We start from the raw sequence: 13,971 nt of genomic DNA on the forward strand, positions 1-13,971 counted from the left end.
GATGAAGGTGGTTGCGGACCGGTAGCATGACAAGAAGCACCTCGCCACCTCAAATACAAAATAAGTCTAAGTTATGCCGGGAATGTTATATCGCAGAAACGCCAGAGAAAAAGGTTATTTTGCCACCGGGAACCTGAAAATATTTCATGATGCAAAATATACCTTTTTATTTTGTGGTTTTATTTTTTGCTTATTCCGTGTTTATTTAACGGATAAAGACGGCTTTCTGTTTATTGTGATGGCGTGGAGAAATAAGGCCCTTGCAGGGAAATGCAGGTGATTGCGCGGGCTAATAGTTTTTTTAGCAGAGTAATGTCTGGCTGGGGCGGGGATATTTCCGTCATTTCCTCGATTTATATTAACGAGTTTTTTGGCTGAGAAGAACGCGAGTGCTATGAAGAAACAGCATAATTATACGGTGATGCACTGGGGAACGTGGCAGGTGGAGAGCCGCGAGGGCGATATCGTGGCGGTTAATCCGGTGCCCTGGGATAAAAATCCGTCACGCATCGGTCAGTCGCTCCCCGACGCGGTGACCAGCCAAACGCGCATTCGCCGTCCGGCGGTGCGCGCCGGCTATCTTCAGCAGGGGCCGGCGTCACGAGAAGGGCGAGGCAAGGAGCCCTTTGTCGAAGTCAGCTGGGAGGTGGCGCTGGACCTGCTGGCTCGCGAGCTGCGCTCGGTCAAGGCGCGCTGCGGCAATGAGGCGATCTACGGCGGCTCTTACGGTTGGGCCAGCGCTGGACGCTTTCACCATGCGCAGAGCCAGCTGCACCGTTTTCTTAAGGGCTTTGGCGGGTACACCGCCAGCACCAATACCTATAGCAGCGCCGCGGGCGAGCGCATTCTGCCGCATATTCTCGGGCCGTTGAGCCCACTGCACCGTCAGCATACCCATTTTTCCGAGCTGGCGCGGGAGTGTCAGCTGTTTGTCGCGATTGGCGGTCTGCCGCTGCGCAATGCCCAGGTCAACGGCGGTGGCGCCAATGACCATATGCTGCCGTACTGGCTGGATAAGATGCAGGCCAACGGCACCCGGTTTATGAATATCAGTCCGGTGCGCAATGACCTCAGCGCGGTGCCCGACGCCGAGTGGCTGGCCATTCGGCCGGGCACCGATACCGCACTGCTGCTGGCGCTGAGCTATGTGCTGATCGCTGAGTCCCTTTACGACCAGGCGTTTGTTGCCAGCCATACCGTCGGGTTTGCCCCTTACCGCGCTTATCTGTTGGGCGAGCACGACGGCGTAGCGAAAACCCCGGCGTGGGCGGCGGCGATTACCGGCCTGGATGCCCAGCGCATCGCCGACCTGGCGCGGGAGATGGCCCGCCACCGGACGATGGTGAATATCTCCTGGTCTATCCAGCGCGCCCGTCAGGGGGAGCAGGCCTATTGGGCGACGGTGGCCCTGACCGCGCTGCTGGGACAGATCGGCACGCCGGGCGGCGGCCTCGGGTTTGGCTATGCCTGCACTAACCTGGCGGGCGCGGTGCGAAAAGCGTTTTCCGGCCCACGCTTACCCGCCGGGGAGAATGCGGTGGATAGCGTTATCCCGGTGGCGCGGCTGTCCGATATGCTTCTGCACCCGGGAGAAGCCTATGAGTTCGACGGTCAGCAGCTGCGCTATCCCGACATCCGTCTGGTTTACTGGGCGGGAGGCAATGCGTTTCATCATCATCAGGACATCAACCGACTGTGCGAGGCCTGGCGCCGTCCGGAGACGGTGGTGGTGCATGAGCAGTACTGGACCGCGCAGGCTAAATTCTCCGATATCGTCCTGCCAGCCACCACCTCGCTGGAGCGAGAGGATATCGGCAGCGGCGGTCACGACGGGTTCATGATCGCCATGAGCGCGCAGATCCCGCCGGTGGGCGAAGCGCGTGACGATTACGCCATTTTCCTCGATCTGGCCGATCGGCTGGGCTTCGGAGAACAGTTCAGCGAGGGGCGGGACGCCGGGCAGTGGCTGCGTCATCTCTATGAGGAGTCAAGACCGCGGGCGCAGGAGGAGGGTATTGCGCTGCCTTCGTTCGAGGACTTCTGGCAGCAAGGGGTACTGGAGTACAGCGCGCCGGAGCGGCCGCAGATCTTTCTCGCCGATTTTCGCGCCGATCCGCAGCGCTATCCGCTCTCCACGCCCTCCGGCAAGATTGAACTCTTTTCCGCCACCGTCGCCGGGTTTGGCTATCGTGAATGCCCTGGCCATCCGTGGTGGGATGAACAGGAGGCCGCCCGGCAGCGGCAGGAGGCGGCGCGCTGGCCGCTTCATCTGCTCTCCAGCCAGCCGCGCGCCCGCCTGCACAGTCAGTACGACCACGGCAGCGTCAGCCGGGCGACGAAAATTCAGGGACGCGAGCCGCTGTGGATGCATCCGAGCGATGCGCAGGCAAGAGACATCCGCGAAGGCAGCGTGGTGAAGGTCTATAACGACCGCGGGGCGATTCTGGCGGGTGTGCACCTGAGCGAGCAGATTTTGCCCGGCGTGGTACAGATGTCCACCGGCGCCTGGTATGACCCTCTGGATCCGAATGAAAAAGGATCGCTCGATAAGCACGGTAATCCCAACGTGTTAACCGAGGATCGCGGCAGTTCGCGCCTGGGGCAGGGCTGTAGCGCCCAGAGCTGTTGGGTGGAGATCGCCCCGTGGCGTGAGGAACTGCCGCCGATCACCGCCTTTGATCCGCCGAGGTTTATTGCGGTTTAGGTGTGGGGGAGCGCCAGCGGCGGGGCGGGTAGTCCGGAGGAGGCGCGGTATGCACCGCCTCCTGCAAAGCCCGCGCCTGGCGGTTTAAGACTGACGACAGTTTGACGTTACGCCAGCCGCGGGTAGGCGCTGGCGATATCGTCACCGGTAAACTGGGCGATCCAGCCTTCCGGGTTATCAAAAATGCGAATGGCGGTGAAGTTCGGTTCTGAACCCATATCAAACCAGTGCGGGGTGTGGGCAGGCACCGAAATCAGATCATTCTTTTCGCACAGTACCTGGAACACCTCTTCGCCAATGTGCAGGCAGAACAGGCCGGCGCCCTCGACAAAGAAACGCACCTCGTCTTCGCCATGGGTGTGCTCGTTAAGGAATTTCTCCCGCAGCGCCGCTTTCTGCGGGTTATCGGCGCGCAGGCTGATGACGTCCCAGCTCTGGTAGCCCTTCTCGGCGACCAGTTTGTCAATCGCATGCTGATAGGCGGCAATCACCGTTTCTGCGCTGGGGGCTGCGCCCAGATCGCGGTCGGCCTGCCAGCGCTCGAAGCGGACGCCTTTGGCGTTAAGTTGATCCTGAATCGCTTTGGCGTCGGTGCTGTGCCAGAGCGGTGTTTGCGGATCGGTCACGGAAAAAAGGGTTAATGCGCTCATGCTGGGATCTGCTCCGGATGAATGTCGTCAAAACGCTGAACCTGGGGATGGTGGCTCGCCGGGTCGCGGTCGCCGCGTACCAGCTGGATCGTGCGCAAACCCGCGGCCTCGGCGGCGTCGAGTTCCTGATGGATATCCGACAGGAACAGGATGGTGCCGGGGGCATGGCCCAGGTGTTCAGCAATGTTACGGTAGGATTGCACTTCGCGTTTGGCCCCTACCAGGGTATCGAAATAGCCCGTGAACAGATGAGTAATATCACCTTCATCGCTGTAGCCAAATAACAATTTCTGCGCGGCGACGGAGCCTGAAGAATATACATACAGATCAATGCCCTGCGCTTTCCATTTCTCCAGGGCCGGCAGTACGTCCGGGTAGAGATGGCCGGTAAAGTCGCCGTTGACGTAGCCGTCACGCCAAATGATCCCCTGCAGCGCCTTTAGCGCCGTGGATTTACGGTCTTCGTCCATAAAGGCGAAGAGGGTAGTGATAAGGTCGGCGGTGCTGGCGGCCGGAGCGTCTGTCTCGCGGCGCAGGTTGTCGAGAATGGTTTTGACGGGCTCAGCGTACTGCTGAGCGGTCACAAAGCCGGCCAGTCGTTCGCGGGCGTAGGGGAACAGCACGTTATGCACGAAGCGGATGTCGCTGGTGGTGCCTTCTATGTCGGTCACGATGGCGCGGATCATGGTTTCTCCAGAGTGGGCGTGGCGCGGAATAACATTAGCATTTAGACGTCTAAGCGTCTTGATTGCCAAATATTAACATCGTGTTATAGTGGCTTCAACAACAGCATTACAATCGGTATAAAAAGAATGAGTAATAACCCTTTGATTCCAGAGAGTAAACTCCCGGCGCTCGGCACCACGATTTTTACCCAGATGAGCGCCCTGGCCCAGCAGCATCAGGCCATCAACTTGTCACAGGGCTTTCCCGATTTCGACGGCCCGCGCTATCTGCAGGAGCGTCTGGCGTACCATGTGGCGCAGGGGGCGAATCAGTACGCCCCGATGACCGGCGTGCCAGCGCTGCGCGAGGCGATCGCCGGGAAGACGGCGGAACTGTATGGTTACCTGCCCGACGTCAATAGCGATATCACGGTCACCGCCGGGGCGACGGAGGCCTTGTACGCGGCGATCACCGCTCTGGTGCGCCGCGGCGACGAAGTGATCTGTTTCGATCCCAGCTATGACAGCTATGCTCCCGCGGTGGCGCTGGCCGGCGGCGAGTTACGCCGTATTGCGCTGCAGCCGCCGCATTTTCGCGTCGACTGGCAGCAGTTTGCTGCGGCGCTGAGCGATAAAACCCGGCTGGTGATCCTCAATACCCCGCACAATCCATCAGCTACCGTCTGGCAGCGCGAGGATTTTGCTGCCCTGTGGCAGGCAATCGCCGAACGCGAGATCTATGTCCTCAGCGATGAGGTTTATGAGCATATCAACTTCGCCGCTGACGGCCACGCCAGCGTACTGGCGCATCCTCAGCTGCGCGAGCGGGCGGTGGCGGTCTCCTCGTTTGGCAAAACGTTTCATATGACCGGCTGGAAGGTCGGCTACTGCGTGGCCCCGGCGGCCATCAGCGCCGAGCTGCGCAAGGTGCACCAGTATCTGACCTTCTCGGTGAATACCCCAGCGCAGCTGGCGATCGCCGACATGCTGCGCGAAGCGCCGGAGCACTATCGTGAGCTGCCGGCGTTCTATCGGGAACGTCGCGATCTGTTTATTGACGCGCTGCGCCCGAGCCGGCTGGAACTTCTGCCCTGTGAAGGGACCTATTTCCTGCTGGCGGACTACAGCGCTATCTCCGATCTTGACGACGTTAGCTTCTGCCGTTGGCTGACGACCGAAGTCGGGGTGGCGGCGATCCCGCTCTCCGTCTTCTGCGCCGATCCGTTCCCGCACAAGCTGATCCGCTTGTGCTTCGCCAAACAGCCGGCGACCCTGCTGGCCGCGGCGGCGCGTTTGTGTCAGCTGTAGTTACTTAATCGTCCACGCCTGAGAGAACTGGCGGCCAGCGAACATCTCCGTCAGGCCGCTAATTTGTTTCAGGCGCAGCACCTCATCGGCATCCATTCCCAGCTCTTTGCCGATCTTCTGCGGCGTCCAGCCGAGCTGGGTCAGTTCGCGGACGATTTCCGACATGGCATGAATTTGGTGACGTCCGCGCGCCCGGTTGTGGCGAATGGTCGCCGCTATCAGCCCGTCACGCGAGGCAACGTCGTCCGTCAGGCAGGTCACCGGCAGGTAACCTTTCAGCGTTTTTTTCAGCGCGGCTTTGTTGCAGGCCAGCTCATGACGGTGAAAACCGTCGACAATCGTATACGCCTGCGGGCTTTGCTGGATGACGACGACCGGCTGGGTAAAGCCATCGGTTTCCAGCGAGGTCTGTAACAGGCGTTTTTCCGGTGGCGCCACGTTATTCGGGTTGTAGTCGTTGGGGATGACCTGTTCCTGTTTTACCCACAGCACGCAGTCAACGGGCTGGGAGCGGAAGGGGCTGCGCTGGTGGAGCACTCGGCGAAACTCGTTGATTGCCTCGATGCGTGCCTCGTCATCCAGCGTTTGCAGATAAGCATCCAGCGCCTGCGTCAGTTGTTGTTGCATAATATCCCCCATTGTTGGCGATGTTTTTCCATGCGTTTACGGTAGCGCTGATAGTGGCTGCTTTTGGTCGGGCTAAACGAGAGCTGGCGGCACCAGTAGTCGTTATTGAGCAGCACCTTGCAGACTCGCCGCCAGGACGGGATATCTTTGGTGCCAATGTCTGCGGGCTGGGTGTCGGGAATATCCTCCATGCCTTTTTTCAGATACCAGCGCAGATAAACGGCAATTTTGTTACGGTAGTGCTCGGCAGTGGTTTCCGGCATGCTGTCGAGCAGGAACAGGGCGTAGCTTTTCCACGTCAGGTGGTCGGGCTTGTCGATTTTTCGATGACCGTAGAATTGATTATCATGCCCGGCATAGACCCCACCGCTGTGCGCGCCGCTCACCCGCTGACACATCGCAGCCCAGCGTTCAGGCTCCAGCACATGGTAGAGCCACAGTCCCTGGCGCTGCTCCGGACCGAACGGTTCGCAGATGCGCATATAGCGCAGCGGTACCCCAGCCTGATACATCAGATCGTACAGTGGGTTATAGGACTGACCGCTTTTGGCAAACCAGGTCCAGATGTCGGCGGTTTTCCAGTCATAGAGTGGGTAGATGTACCAGGCATGGCCGCCCGGCGCCGAGGTGGTCCACGGTTTATCGTCGGCGAAACGCTGTTTGCGCTGCGAAGAGATGGTCATAAAGCGATTCAGTGACTCGTCGGCGCGAATGCCGACCAGCACGGCAGCGGGGCGCCGCTGTGAAAACCACTCGGCAAAGTGGCTGACAAAGGACTCAAAGCTCATCCCCGGTTGGTAAAACGAAAAATAGCCCGGGTGGGTAATTGCCCAGGGCGGCGGCTGACGGACCCAGTCGGTCCCGGGCTCCCAGCATTGCCATTGCGGTTTATACTGCGTCAGGGCATTTTGGGTTGTTAGCGGCAGGGCAACCCAGTAAAAGGCGTCGATCACATCCTGATACTGGAGGCGTAGTTTTTCGCAGTGGGCGATGGTGCAGGAGAACTGCGCTTCCCAGTCAATAAACAACACACTGATTTTTTTCCCCTGTAACCGTGCCGCCTGGGCGGTTAAATGCAGCATGACGGTGGAGTCTTTTCCACCCGAGAAAGAGACGCAAATACGTGAAAAATTATCCAGCACCCACTGGATGCGCTGCTCAGTTGCCTGCAGCACCGATTCCGGTAAGGGATATTTGATGAACGACATGACCATTAATCCTTTAACAGTAGAAATTCCCGTTCGCTCAGTATAAACGATGAGGGCTGCGAAATTAATGGTCGATTTGCATTCTGACAGGGTGCGAAAAATAGGCGGAAAAGTTACTCGCTGTTATTAAGTTGGGGGCGTGATACATCTCTGTTATTCATTAAGATTGTGATTAATTCAGATAAGAAATGATTTTGTGTTGATGATTGGTGATAGTTAATATATATCGTGATGTCCGGAAATAGCTCGTCTATATTGATGACGTGAAGTTGCATGGCCGGTGAAATAAAGTCATGTAAATAGGAAGGGACGAAGCCAATTAAGTCGGTTTTATTGATCATGTTAAGAATGGTCATAAAAGAGTCGCTGCGAAAGGCAATATTCCGCGGATTTAACCATGGCGTGCTGCTTTGCTGGACACGCTGAATGACAGGATCGTTGGTGATATAGTGGGTGAAAAATTCCTGCGCCAGCGCATCAATCGACGTGAGTTGATCTCGCCGCGGATGGTCCGCCCGGCAAACCGCCAGGGTCTGCACTGTCTGATAGGGCTGACACAAAGTGGCACGGTTGATAATGGGCATTCGGGTGAACACCAGGTCTGCCTGGCGATACGCCAGCAGCTCCTCAGCCGATTCCGTAGTGGTCAGGTTATGGTGCTCAATCTGTAAATTGGCCTGATGACAGAGCTGGTTAATCATAAAATGGCTATTGACTGAACAGAACAGCGGGGGGCCATATATCACAATACGTTTACGCAGTTCGGAGCGATTATTGAGATTGATGGTTTTTTCCAGCTGTTCAAGATTTTGTTGCAAATGATAATGAAGATTGACGCAGGCGGTGGTGGGTGTCATCCCTTTCCCGACGCGAACAAATAACGGATCGTCTAACTGCTGGCGCAAACGCTGCAACGACTGACTCACCGCTGACGGGGTGATAAATAACATGGCGGCTGCTTTGCTGATGCTTAAATGTTGATAAATACACTCAAAAATAACCAATAAATTTAAATCGAACTTTTTCAGATCGTAAAGATTTGCCATTAATGCAGTCCTGTGTATTATCAGCGCGGGTAGAAATATTCTTAGTGAGAATGTTGGTTGGCTTAATATTTGCGGTGTGAATTTAATTACCGGGCTATAACGTTAAGTTCTGCTTAATATATCTTATTGTCGACAGGGGCGCCAGCGGTCCTTGTTATCCGGCGCCATTATGCAATGAGATTATTCTTGTTCGCCCATCATGATATGCAGCTTTTCTTTATCTGGCAGACCGACCACCTGCTGTAACATATTATCCTTATTCATATAGTAAATGGCTGGCGTAACGTTGGCCCCCAGCTCGTCCATCAGCTGCTGATTAACGTTGAGCACTTTCATCTTCTCCGGTGGGATAGTCTGCGGGAGCGTCAGGGCCATTTTCCCGTTTGATTGCTCGTAATCATGCCAGGTCTTCGCCGGATCCTTGGCGGCAAGAATGGCGGCGGCGGTGGCCGGGCTTTCTGGCTTGATCACGCCCACCAGCAGGGTGCGAATCTGTACTTTACCGGCTTCCACCCAGGGACGGGACTGCTGCCAGAACTGTTTACAGTAGGGGCAGAAGGGATCGGCAAAGACATACAGCACGATGGGGGCGTCCTTGTGGCCATCCTGCAGCCAGTTGGCCTGAGCCATCTTCTGCCACATCTCCTGTCCTGCCGGAGTATAGAGTTCTTTCTGAAACAGCTGCTCGCTGAGGTTGGTGCCGTTCTCATCATACATATAGCCGGAGATCGCGTGTTTACCGTCTGGTGTTAGGTAGATGGCGACCCCCATGTCCTGATATTTTCCCAGCCAGCCTTTCATTCCCCCCGGTGCGTCAAAAGGTTTGATGATAGTAATGCCCTGTTTTTCAATCGCTTTTACCGGGGCGGGTAGGTCCTCCGCATGGCTGCATAACGGGAAAAGGCTGAGTAACAGCAGACGCTTTAACATGAGTATTCCTTGTAAAATCAGCAGGTAAGGGAAAAGCATTGCCGAACCTATTACAGTCATAGGTAAGAACAGCTGAACGATGGATTGCCCTTTCCTGGCATGGGTGATGTAATCCTGGATGCTGTTACATTAAGGTAATGTAGAGCGCAACACATAGCCAGTCTGACTGGCGCTGAACCTACCTTCGGGTATTTCAGGTAACGGGGCCGCCTGAAAGGGTGGCCTTTTTACTTTTGTCGCGGCAAATGATGCGAAAAACAGCGAACAGCGCTGAACGCGTCGACAGGTTCACATAGTTGTCTTGTTCCGGTTGTTAGATAACGCTTATTGATTCGATAATGTAAACGCATTGGTCGGGTCAGGAAAAATTCGTTAACTTAGACCTCAACGAAAACACGGAGGAAGTATAGATGTCCTTAATTAACACTAAAATCAAACCGTTCAAAAACCAGGCATTCAAAAATGGTGAATTCATCGAAGTCACCGAGAAAGACACCGAAGGCCGCTGGAGCGTCTTCTTCTTCTATCCGGCTGACTTCACTTTCGTCTGCCCGACCGAACTGGGCGACGTGGCTGACCATTACGAAGAGCTGCAGAAGCTGGGCGTAGACGTTTACTCTGTGTCTACCGATACCCACTTCACCCACAAAGCGTGGCACAGCAGCTCTGAGACCATCGCGAAAATCAAATACGCGATGATCGGCGACCCGACTGGCGCCCTGACCCGTAACTTCGACAACATGCGTGAAGATGAAGGTCTGGCTGACCGTGCCACCTTCGTGGTTGACCCGCAGGGTATCATCCAGGCGATCGAAGTTACCGCTGAAGGTATCGGCCGTGATGCGTCTGACCTGCTGCGTAAAATCAAAGCGGCGCAGTACGTTGCTTCTCACCCAGGCGAAGTCTGCCCGGCTAAATGGAAAGAAGGCGAAGCGACACTGGCTCCGTCTCTGGACCTGGTCGGTAAGATTTAAGTCTGTTTGTGCCCGGCGGCGCTACGCTTGCACGGGCCTACAAGATTGTAGGCCGGGTAAACGGCGTGCCACCCGGCAATCAATGGGCGCTTTGGCGCCCATTTTATTCCAACACCATGATGCAAGCGCATTCAGGCCGCCTGGACGAGGCCGCTTGCATGATGATGTTTTAAGCCCAGGAGATAACAATGCTCGACACCAACATGAAAACCCAGCTCAAGGCCTACCTTGAGAAGCTGACCAAGCCTGTTGAGCTGATTGCCACGCTGGATGACAGCGCTAAATCGGCAGAGATCAAGGAACTGTTGGCTGAAATCGCTGAACTGTCAGACAAAGTCACCTTTAAAGAAGACAACACGCTCGCGGTACGTAAGCCATCATTCCTGATTACGAACCCAGGTTCCGACCAGGGTCCACGCTTTGCGGGCTCCCCGCTGGGCCACGAATTTACCTCGCTGGTGCTGGCGCTGTTGTGGACCGGCGGTCATCCGTCGAAAGAGGCCCAGTCGCTGCTGGAGCAGATCCGTGATATCGATGGCGATTTCGAGTTCGAAACTTACTATTCGCTCTCCTGTCATAACTGCCCGGATGTGGTGCAGGCCCTGAACCTGATGTCGGTGCTCAACCCGCGTATCAAGCACACGGCGATTGACGGCGGGACCTTCCAGAATGAAATTACCGATCGTAACGTCATGGGCGTTCCCGCGGTGTATCTGAATGGTCAGGAGTTTGGTCAGGGGCGGATGACGCTGACGGAAATTGTCGCCAAAGTGGATACCGGTGCGGAAAAACGCGCAGCGGAAGAGCTGAACCAACGTGACGCTTACGATGTGCTGATCGTCGGCTCCGGCCCGTCCGGCGCGGCAGCGGCGGTCTACTCTGCGCGTAAAGGTATTCGTACCGGCCTGATGGGCGAACGCTTCGGCGGCCAGGTGCTGGATACCGTGGATATCGAAAACTATATTTCGGTGCCGAAAACCGAAGGCCAGAAACTGGCCGGCGCGCTGAAAGCGCACGTCAGCGACTATAACGTCGATGTGATCGACTCCCAGAGCGCGACCAAACTGACGCCAGCGGCGACAGAGGGCGGCCTGCATCAGATTGAAACCGCCTCTGGCGCGGTGCTGAAGGCGCGTAGCGTGATCATCGCCACCGGGGCGAAATGGCGCAATATGAACGTACCGGGCGAAGATCAGTATCGCACCAAAGGCGTGACCTACTGCCCGCACTGCGACGGTCCGCTGTTTAAGGGCAAACGCGTAGCGGTAATTGGCGGCGGGAACTCTGGGGTAGAAGCCGCTATCGACCTGGCGGGCGTCGTAGAGCACGTGACCCTGCTGGAGTTTGCTCCAGAGATGAAAGCCGACCAGGTGTTGCAGGATAAAGTCCGCAGCCTGAAGAATGTCGACATCATTCTCAATGCGCAGACCACGGAAGTGAAAGGCGATGGCAGCAAAGTCACCGGCCTGCAGTATCGTGATCGGGTAAGCGGTGATGAGCACCATGTCGCGCTGGCGGGGATCTTCGTCCAGATTGGCCTGCTGCCTAACACCACCTGGCTGGAAGGCGCCGTTGAGCGCAACCGCATGGGTGAGATCATCATCGATGCGAAGTGCGAAACCAATGTCAAAGGCGTATTCGCCGCTGGCGACTGCACCACCGTGCCGTACAAGCAGATTATTATCGCGGCAGGGGAAGGGGCAAAAGCGTCGCTGAGCGCCTTCGACTACCTGATCCGCACGAAAACCGCATAACAAGTCAGACAATAAACCTGCATAACAAAGAGGCTACCCCAGGGTAGCCTCTTTTTTTATCCTTTATTTCGTCACGCTTACCTGACGACCATCACCGGGATATGGGCATGGCGGATCACGCTCGAGGCATTGGATCCGAGCAGGTGGGTACTGATGGACGGGTTGCGTGAGCCAATCACCACGACGTCGGCGTTAATTTCGCTGGCCAGTTCGTTGACCATATCGCGCACGCTGCCGAAACGGACATGCAGCTTGATACGCGATGGGTCAATGCTGAAATGGCTGACCATCGTCTGCAGACGGGTTTCCGCCTCATGCTGCAGGTGTTCTTCAAACCGCCGCAGATCGGCGGTAAAGCGGCTCATGGTGAAGCTCGCAGAACCGGGTAATACGTGGAGCAGATGGATCACCCCGTCCTGCTGGGCCAGAAACTCCGCATGCCGGACGGCCTTATCGCTCAGCGCCATCTCAAAGACATCAACGGGCATAATGATAGTCTTATACATATGCATTCCTCCTTGTTCGTTTGCGTCTATATCAACATATTATATGCGGATATAGTGTCATTCAGGTCGCAAAACTGTCAGTCAGGCAGGTGCAAAGCGTAAAAAAAGTTAGCGGGGGAAGAAACAGCAGAAAGAGGATGTATGGACATCCTCTGAATAAAGCGCGAAACGCCTCAGGCAGCAGGGATTAGCGGTGGAATTCGCCAGCGGCTTCCGGCTGGTACAATAGCTCCAGCACTTCCAGGTGTGTCGATGCACCGCCCGGCAGCTCCCAGTGAATGGTGCTGCCGACTTTCAGACCCAGCAGCGCGGCGCCCACCGGCGCGAGGACGGAGAGCTGGCTGGCGCTGTCAGTTACCTGTGACGGAAACACCAGCGTCCGCACGCGCTCTTCGCCGCTGGTTAAATCGCGGAATTTTACCTTACTGTTCATGGTGACGACGTCATGCGGCATCGCTTCCGGCGCCAGCATTTGCGCGCGGTCGAGCTCGTCATTCAGGGCATCGGCAACCGGTAAGTTGGCGAAAGCCGGCTGCTCCAGCAGCCTGTCGATACGTTCGGCATCCAGTTCGTTAATGATGATTGCGGGTCTGGTCATTGCATACTCCATGTTATCCAGGAACCTGTCCGTAAAAGAAAACCCTCGCCGAAAAGGGCAAGGGTTAAGGTTTTACCATCATACTGAGAGTTGCCGGCGGTTTGAAGTGATGAAACGCACATTCAGCGTGCAACGCCACCCGGAGGGCGGCGTTTTCTGCTCAGCACGTCGCTTTGCGCTACTCACCAACCTTATCCAGGATAAACTGGGTTCCACAGTTGCCCGGGTGAGGCTGTGGCAGAAAGGCGGAAGTGGCCAGCGGGGCGTTAATCGTGGCGGCGTTGAGGGAGATTTGCATCTCAGTCAGATAGGCCGGATTACCGTTACAGGTTAATTTAAACGCCTTCACGCTTTGTGGACCCCAGGCGCGGGCCACCGCGGCATCGAAGTCGGCGCGGCTGACGGTTTGACCATAATGCTTCGCGAGGAAATCGCCTACCGGGCTATGCTTAATTTCCCCATTCAGGCGCACCATGGTGCCAAAATAGCTATCGGGATCAAAGCCGAAGCAGACGCCATGTTTGGCGTATTCGTAGCGCTCCAGGCAGGAGGTGCCGCCCGAACCCGGCATCACGTTATTGAGCTTATTGGCCATCTCCAGCGACAGGCCGGTTTCCGCTGCCTGGCATTTGCGGTTCGCTTTCACTTCCGGCATGTCGGGCACCGGGCGCGTGGCGCAGCCGTAGCGCATCCAGCGTCTTTCATCCACGCCGCGTGCGGCAATCGATTTTGGCAGTCCGGGCCACAGGCCGTGCACGGTCAGAAAATCGGCTTTGTTCGCCGTGTCCTGTTGCAGGCGGCACTCTTCCGGTTCGCTACGGTTGCGGTCAAGCATGCTCTGACAGAATCCGGTTTGCCAGGAGAGGGCAAGGACGTAGCGGTCAAAATCAGCGTATCGCGTCGCGGTGAGCGGTTCAGCGCCGGCCTGAGTGGCGGTGAGCACAAGGGCTATCGCGGCGAAATCCTTCCTGAACATGTTTATTCCTGATTGTGGATGACAA

The 13,971-nt window shown here is 56.5% G+C and carries 13 protein-coding genes; 4 read left to right on the top strand and 9 right to left on the bottom strand.

Annotation, left to right across the window (positions count from 1 at the left end; translation table 11 throughout):
* The first annotated feature begins 394 nt into the window (after positions 1–394).
* Positions 395–2,704 carry a molybdopterin-dependent oxidoreductase gene (locus CWM58_RS17515; protein WP_100681449.1) on the top strand — a complete coding sequence of 770 codons (2,310 nt, stop codon included), beginning with the start codon at positions 395–397 and terminating at the stop codon, positions 2,702–2,704.
* Between the two features lie 107 nt (positions 2,705–2,811).
* Here CWM58_RS17515 and CWM58_RS17520 read toward each other — a convergent pair whose 3' ends face one another.
* Together CWM58_RS17520 and mtnC are read right to left on the bottom strand one after the other, a co-directional pair.
* The gene (locus tag CWM58_RS17520) at positions 2,812–3,354 is read right to left on the bottom strand and encodes a 1,2-dihydroxy-3-keto-5-methylthiopentene dioxygenase (RefSeq protein ID WP_100681450.1); all 543 of its coding nucleotides are present in this window, start codon (positions 3,352–3,354) and stop codon (positions 2,812–2,814) included.
* Positions 3,351–4,040, bottom strand: a complete 690-nt coding sequence (gene mtnC, locus CWM58_RS17525) for an acireductone synthase (RefSeq protein ID WP_100681451.1) — start codon at positions 4,038–4,040, stop codon at positions 3,351–3,353. The genes CWM58_RS17520 and mtnC overlap by 4 nt, the downstream gene beginning before the upstream one ends.
* Before the next feature lie 141 nt (positions 4,041–4,181).
* Between mtnC and CWM58_RS17530 the strand changes: the two genes are divergently transcribed.
* The gene (locus tag CWM58_RS17530; RefSeq protein WP_162678329.1) at positions 4,182–5,327 is read left to right on the top strand and encodes a pyridoxal phosphate-dependent aminotransferase; all 1,146 of its coding nucleotides are present in this window, start codon (positions 4,182–4,184) and stop codon (positions 5,325–5,327) included.
* Here the strand turns inward: CWM58_RS17530 and CWM58_RS17535 are convergent, their stop codons facing one another.
* The 4 genes from CWM58_RS17535 to dsbG all read right to left on the bottom strand — a co-directional run bounded on the left by CWM58_RS17535 (position 5,328) and on the right by dsbG (position 9,138).
* Positions 5,328–5,954, bottom strand: coding sequence for an IbrB-like domain-containing protein (locus CWM58_RS17535; RefSeq protein ID WP_100681452.1), 627 nt, complete (start codon positions 5,952–5,954; stop codon positions 5,328–5,330). It lies immediately after the preceding gene.
* The gene (locus CWM58_RS17540) at positions 5,939–7,162 is read right to left on the bottom strand and encodes a phosphoadenosine phosphosulfate reductase (RefSeq protein ID WP_100681453.1); all 1,224 of its coding nucleotides are present in this window, start codon (positions 7,160–7,162) and stop codon (positions 5,939–5,941) included. Before CWM58_RS17540 ends, CWM58_RS17535 begins: the two co-directional genes overlap by 16 nt.
* 113 nt (positions 7,163–7,275) lie before the next feature.
* A complete protein-coding gene (gene citR / locus CWM58_RS17545) occupies positions 7,276–8,208 on the bottom strand; it encodes a DNA-binding transcriptional repressor CitR (protein WP_100681454.1) in 933 nt (310 codons plus the stop codon).
* A 180-nt stretch (positions 8,209–8,388) separates the two neighbouring features.
* Positions 8,389–9,138, bottom strand: coding sequence for a thiol:disulfide interchange protein DsbG (gene dsbG, locus CWM58_RS17550; protein WP_100681455.1), 750 nt, complete (start codon positions 9,136–9,138; stop codon positions 8,389–8,391).
* A 410-nt stretch (positions 9,139–9,548) separates the two neighbouring features.
* Between dsbG and ahpC the strand changes: the two genes are divergently transcribed.
* Together ahpC and ahpF are read left to right on the top strand one after the other, a co-directional pair.
* Positions 9,549–10,112 (top strand): alkyl hydroperoxide reductase subunit C, encoded by a 564-nt coding sequence (gene ahpC / locus CWM58_RS17555; RefSeq protein WP_002894394.1) that lies wholly within the window; start codon positions 9,549–9,551, stop codon positions 10,110–10,112.
* 188 nt (positions 10,113–10,300) lie between these two features.
* Positions 10,301–11,866: an alkyl hydroperoxide reductase subunit F gene (gene ahpF / locus CWM58_RS17560; RefSeq protein ID WP_008805622.1), complete on the top strand. Its 1,566-nt coding sequence runs from the start codon at positions 10,301–10,303 to the stop codon at positions 11,864–11,866.
* A gap of 77 nt (positions 11,867–11,943) precedes the next feature.
* Here ahpF and uspG read toward each other — a convergent pair whose 3' ends face one another.
* The 3 genes from uspG to rna form a co-directional block, all read right to left on the bottom strand.
* Entirely contained in the window at positions 11,944–12,372 is a 429-nt protein-coding gene (gene uspG, locus CWM58_RS17565; RefSeq protein ID WP_002894401.1) for a universal stress protein UspG, read from the bottom strand.
* Between the two features lie 187 nt (positions 12,373–12,559).
* Positions 12,560–12,970: a nucleoside diphosphate kinase regulator gene (gene rnk / locus CWM58_RS17570; protein WP_008805623.1), complete on the bottom strand. Its 411-nt coding sequence runs from the start codon at positions 12,968–12,970 to the stop codon at positions 12,560–12,562.
* A gap of 178 nt (positions 12,971–13,148) precedes the next feature.
* Positions 13,149–13,946: a ribonuclease I gene (gene rna, locus CWM58_RS17575; protein WP_061155359.1), complete on the bottom strand. Its 798-nt coding sequence runs from the start codon at positions 13,944–13,946 to the stop codon at positions 13,149–13,151.
* Positions 13,947–13,971: the final 25 nt, after the last annotated feature.

This window comes from Klebsiella sp. H-Nf2, from assembly GCF_002806645.1.
Classification (GTDB): domain Bacteria; phylum Pseudomonadota; class Gammaproteobacteria; order Enterobacterales; family Enterobacteriaceae; genus Klebsiella; species Klebsiella variicola.

Excerpts from the sequence above, each read along its gene's own strand:
- rnk (WP_008805623.1), bottom strand. The coding sequence starts at position 12,970 with ATGACCAGACCCGCAATCATCATTAACGAACTGGATGCCGAACGTATC.
- CWM58_RS17515 (WP_100681449.1), top strand. The coding sequence starts at position 395 with ATGAAGAAACAGCATAATTATACGGTGATGCACTGGGGAACGTGGCAG.
- CWM58_RS17535 (WP_100681452.1), bottom strand. The coding sequence starts at position 5,954 with ATGCAACAACAACTGACGCAGGCGCTGGATGCTTATCTGCAAACGCTG.
- citR (WP_100681454.1), bottom strand. The coding sequence starts at position 8,208 with ATGGCAAATCTTTACGATCTGAAAAAGTTCGATTTAAATTTATTGGTT.
- uspG (WP_002894401.1), bottom strand. The coding sequence starts at position 12,372 with ATGTATAAGACTATCATTATGCCCGTTGATGTCTTTGAGATGGCGCTG.
- ahpC (WP_002894394.1), top strand. The coding sequence starts at position 9,549 with ATGTCCTTAATTAACACTAAAATCAAACCGTTCAAAAACCAGGCATTC.
- CWM58_RS17540 (WP_100681453.1), bottom strand. The coding sequence starts at position 7,162 with ATGTCGTTCATCAAATATCCCTTACCGGAATCGGTGCTGCAGGCAACT.
- mtnC (WP_100681451.1), bottom strand. The coding sequence starts at position 4,040 with ATGATCCGCGCCATCGTGACCGACATAGAAGGCACCACCAGCGACATC.
- rna (WP_061155359.1), bottom strand. The coding sequence starts at position 13,946 with ATGTTCAGGAAGGATTTCGCCGCGATAGCCCTTGTGCTCACCGCCACT.
- ahpF (WP_008805622.1), top strand. The coding sequence starts at position 10,301 with ATGCTCGACACCAACATGAAAACCCAGCTCAAGGCCTACCTTGAGAAG.
- CWM58_RS17520 (WP_100681450.1), bottom strand. The coding sequence starts at position 3,354 with ATGAGCGCATTAACCCTTTTTTCCGTGACCGATCCGCAAACACCGCTC.
- dsbG (WP_100681455.1), bottom strand. The coding sequence starts at position 9,138 with ATGTTAAAGCGTCTGCTGTTACTCAGCCTTTTCCCGTTATGCAGCCAT.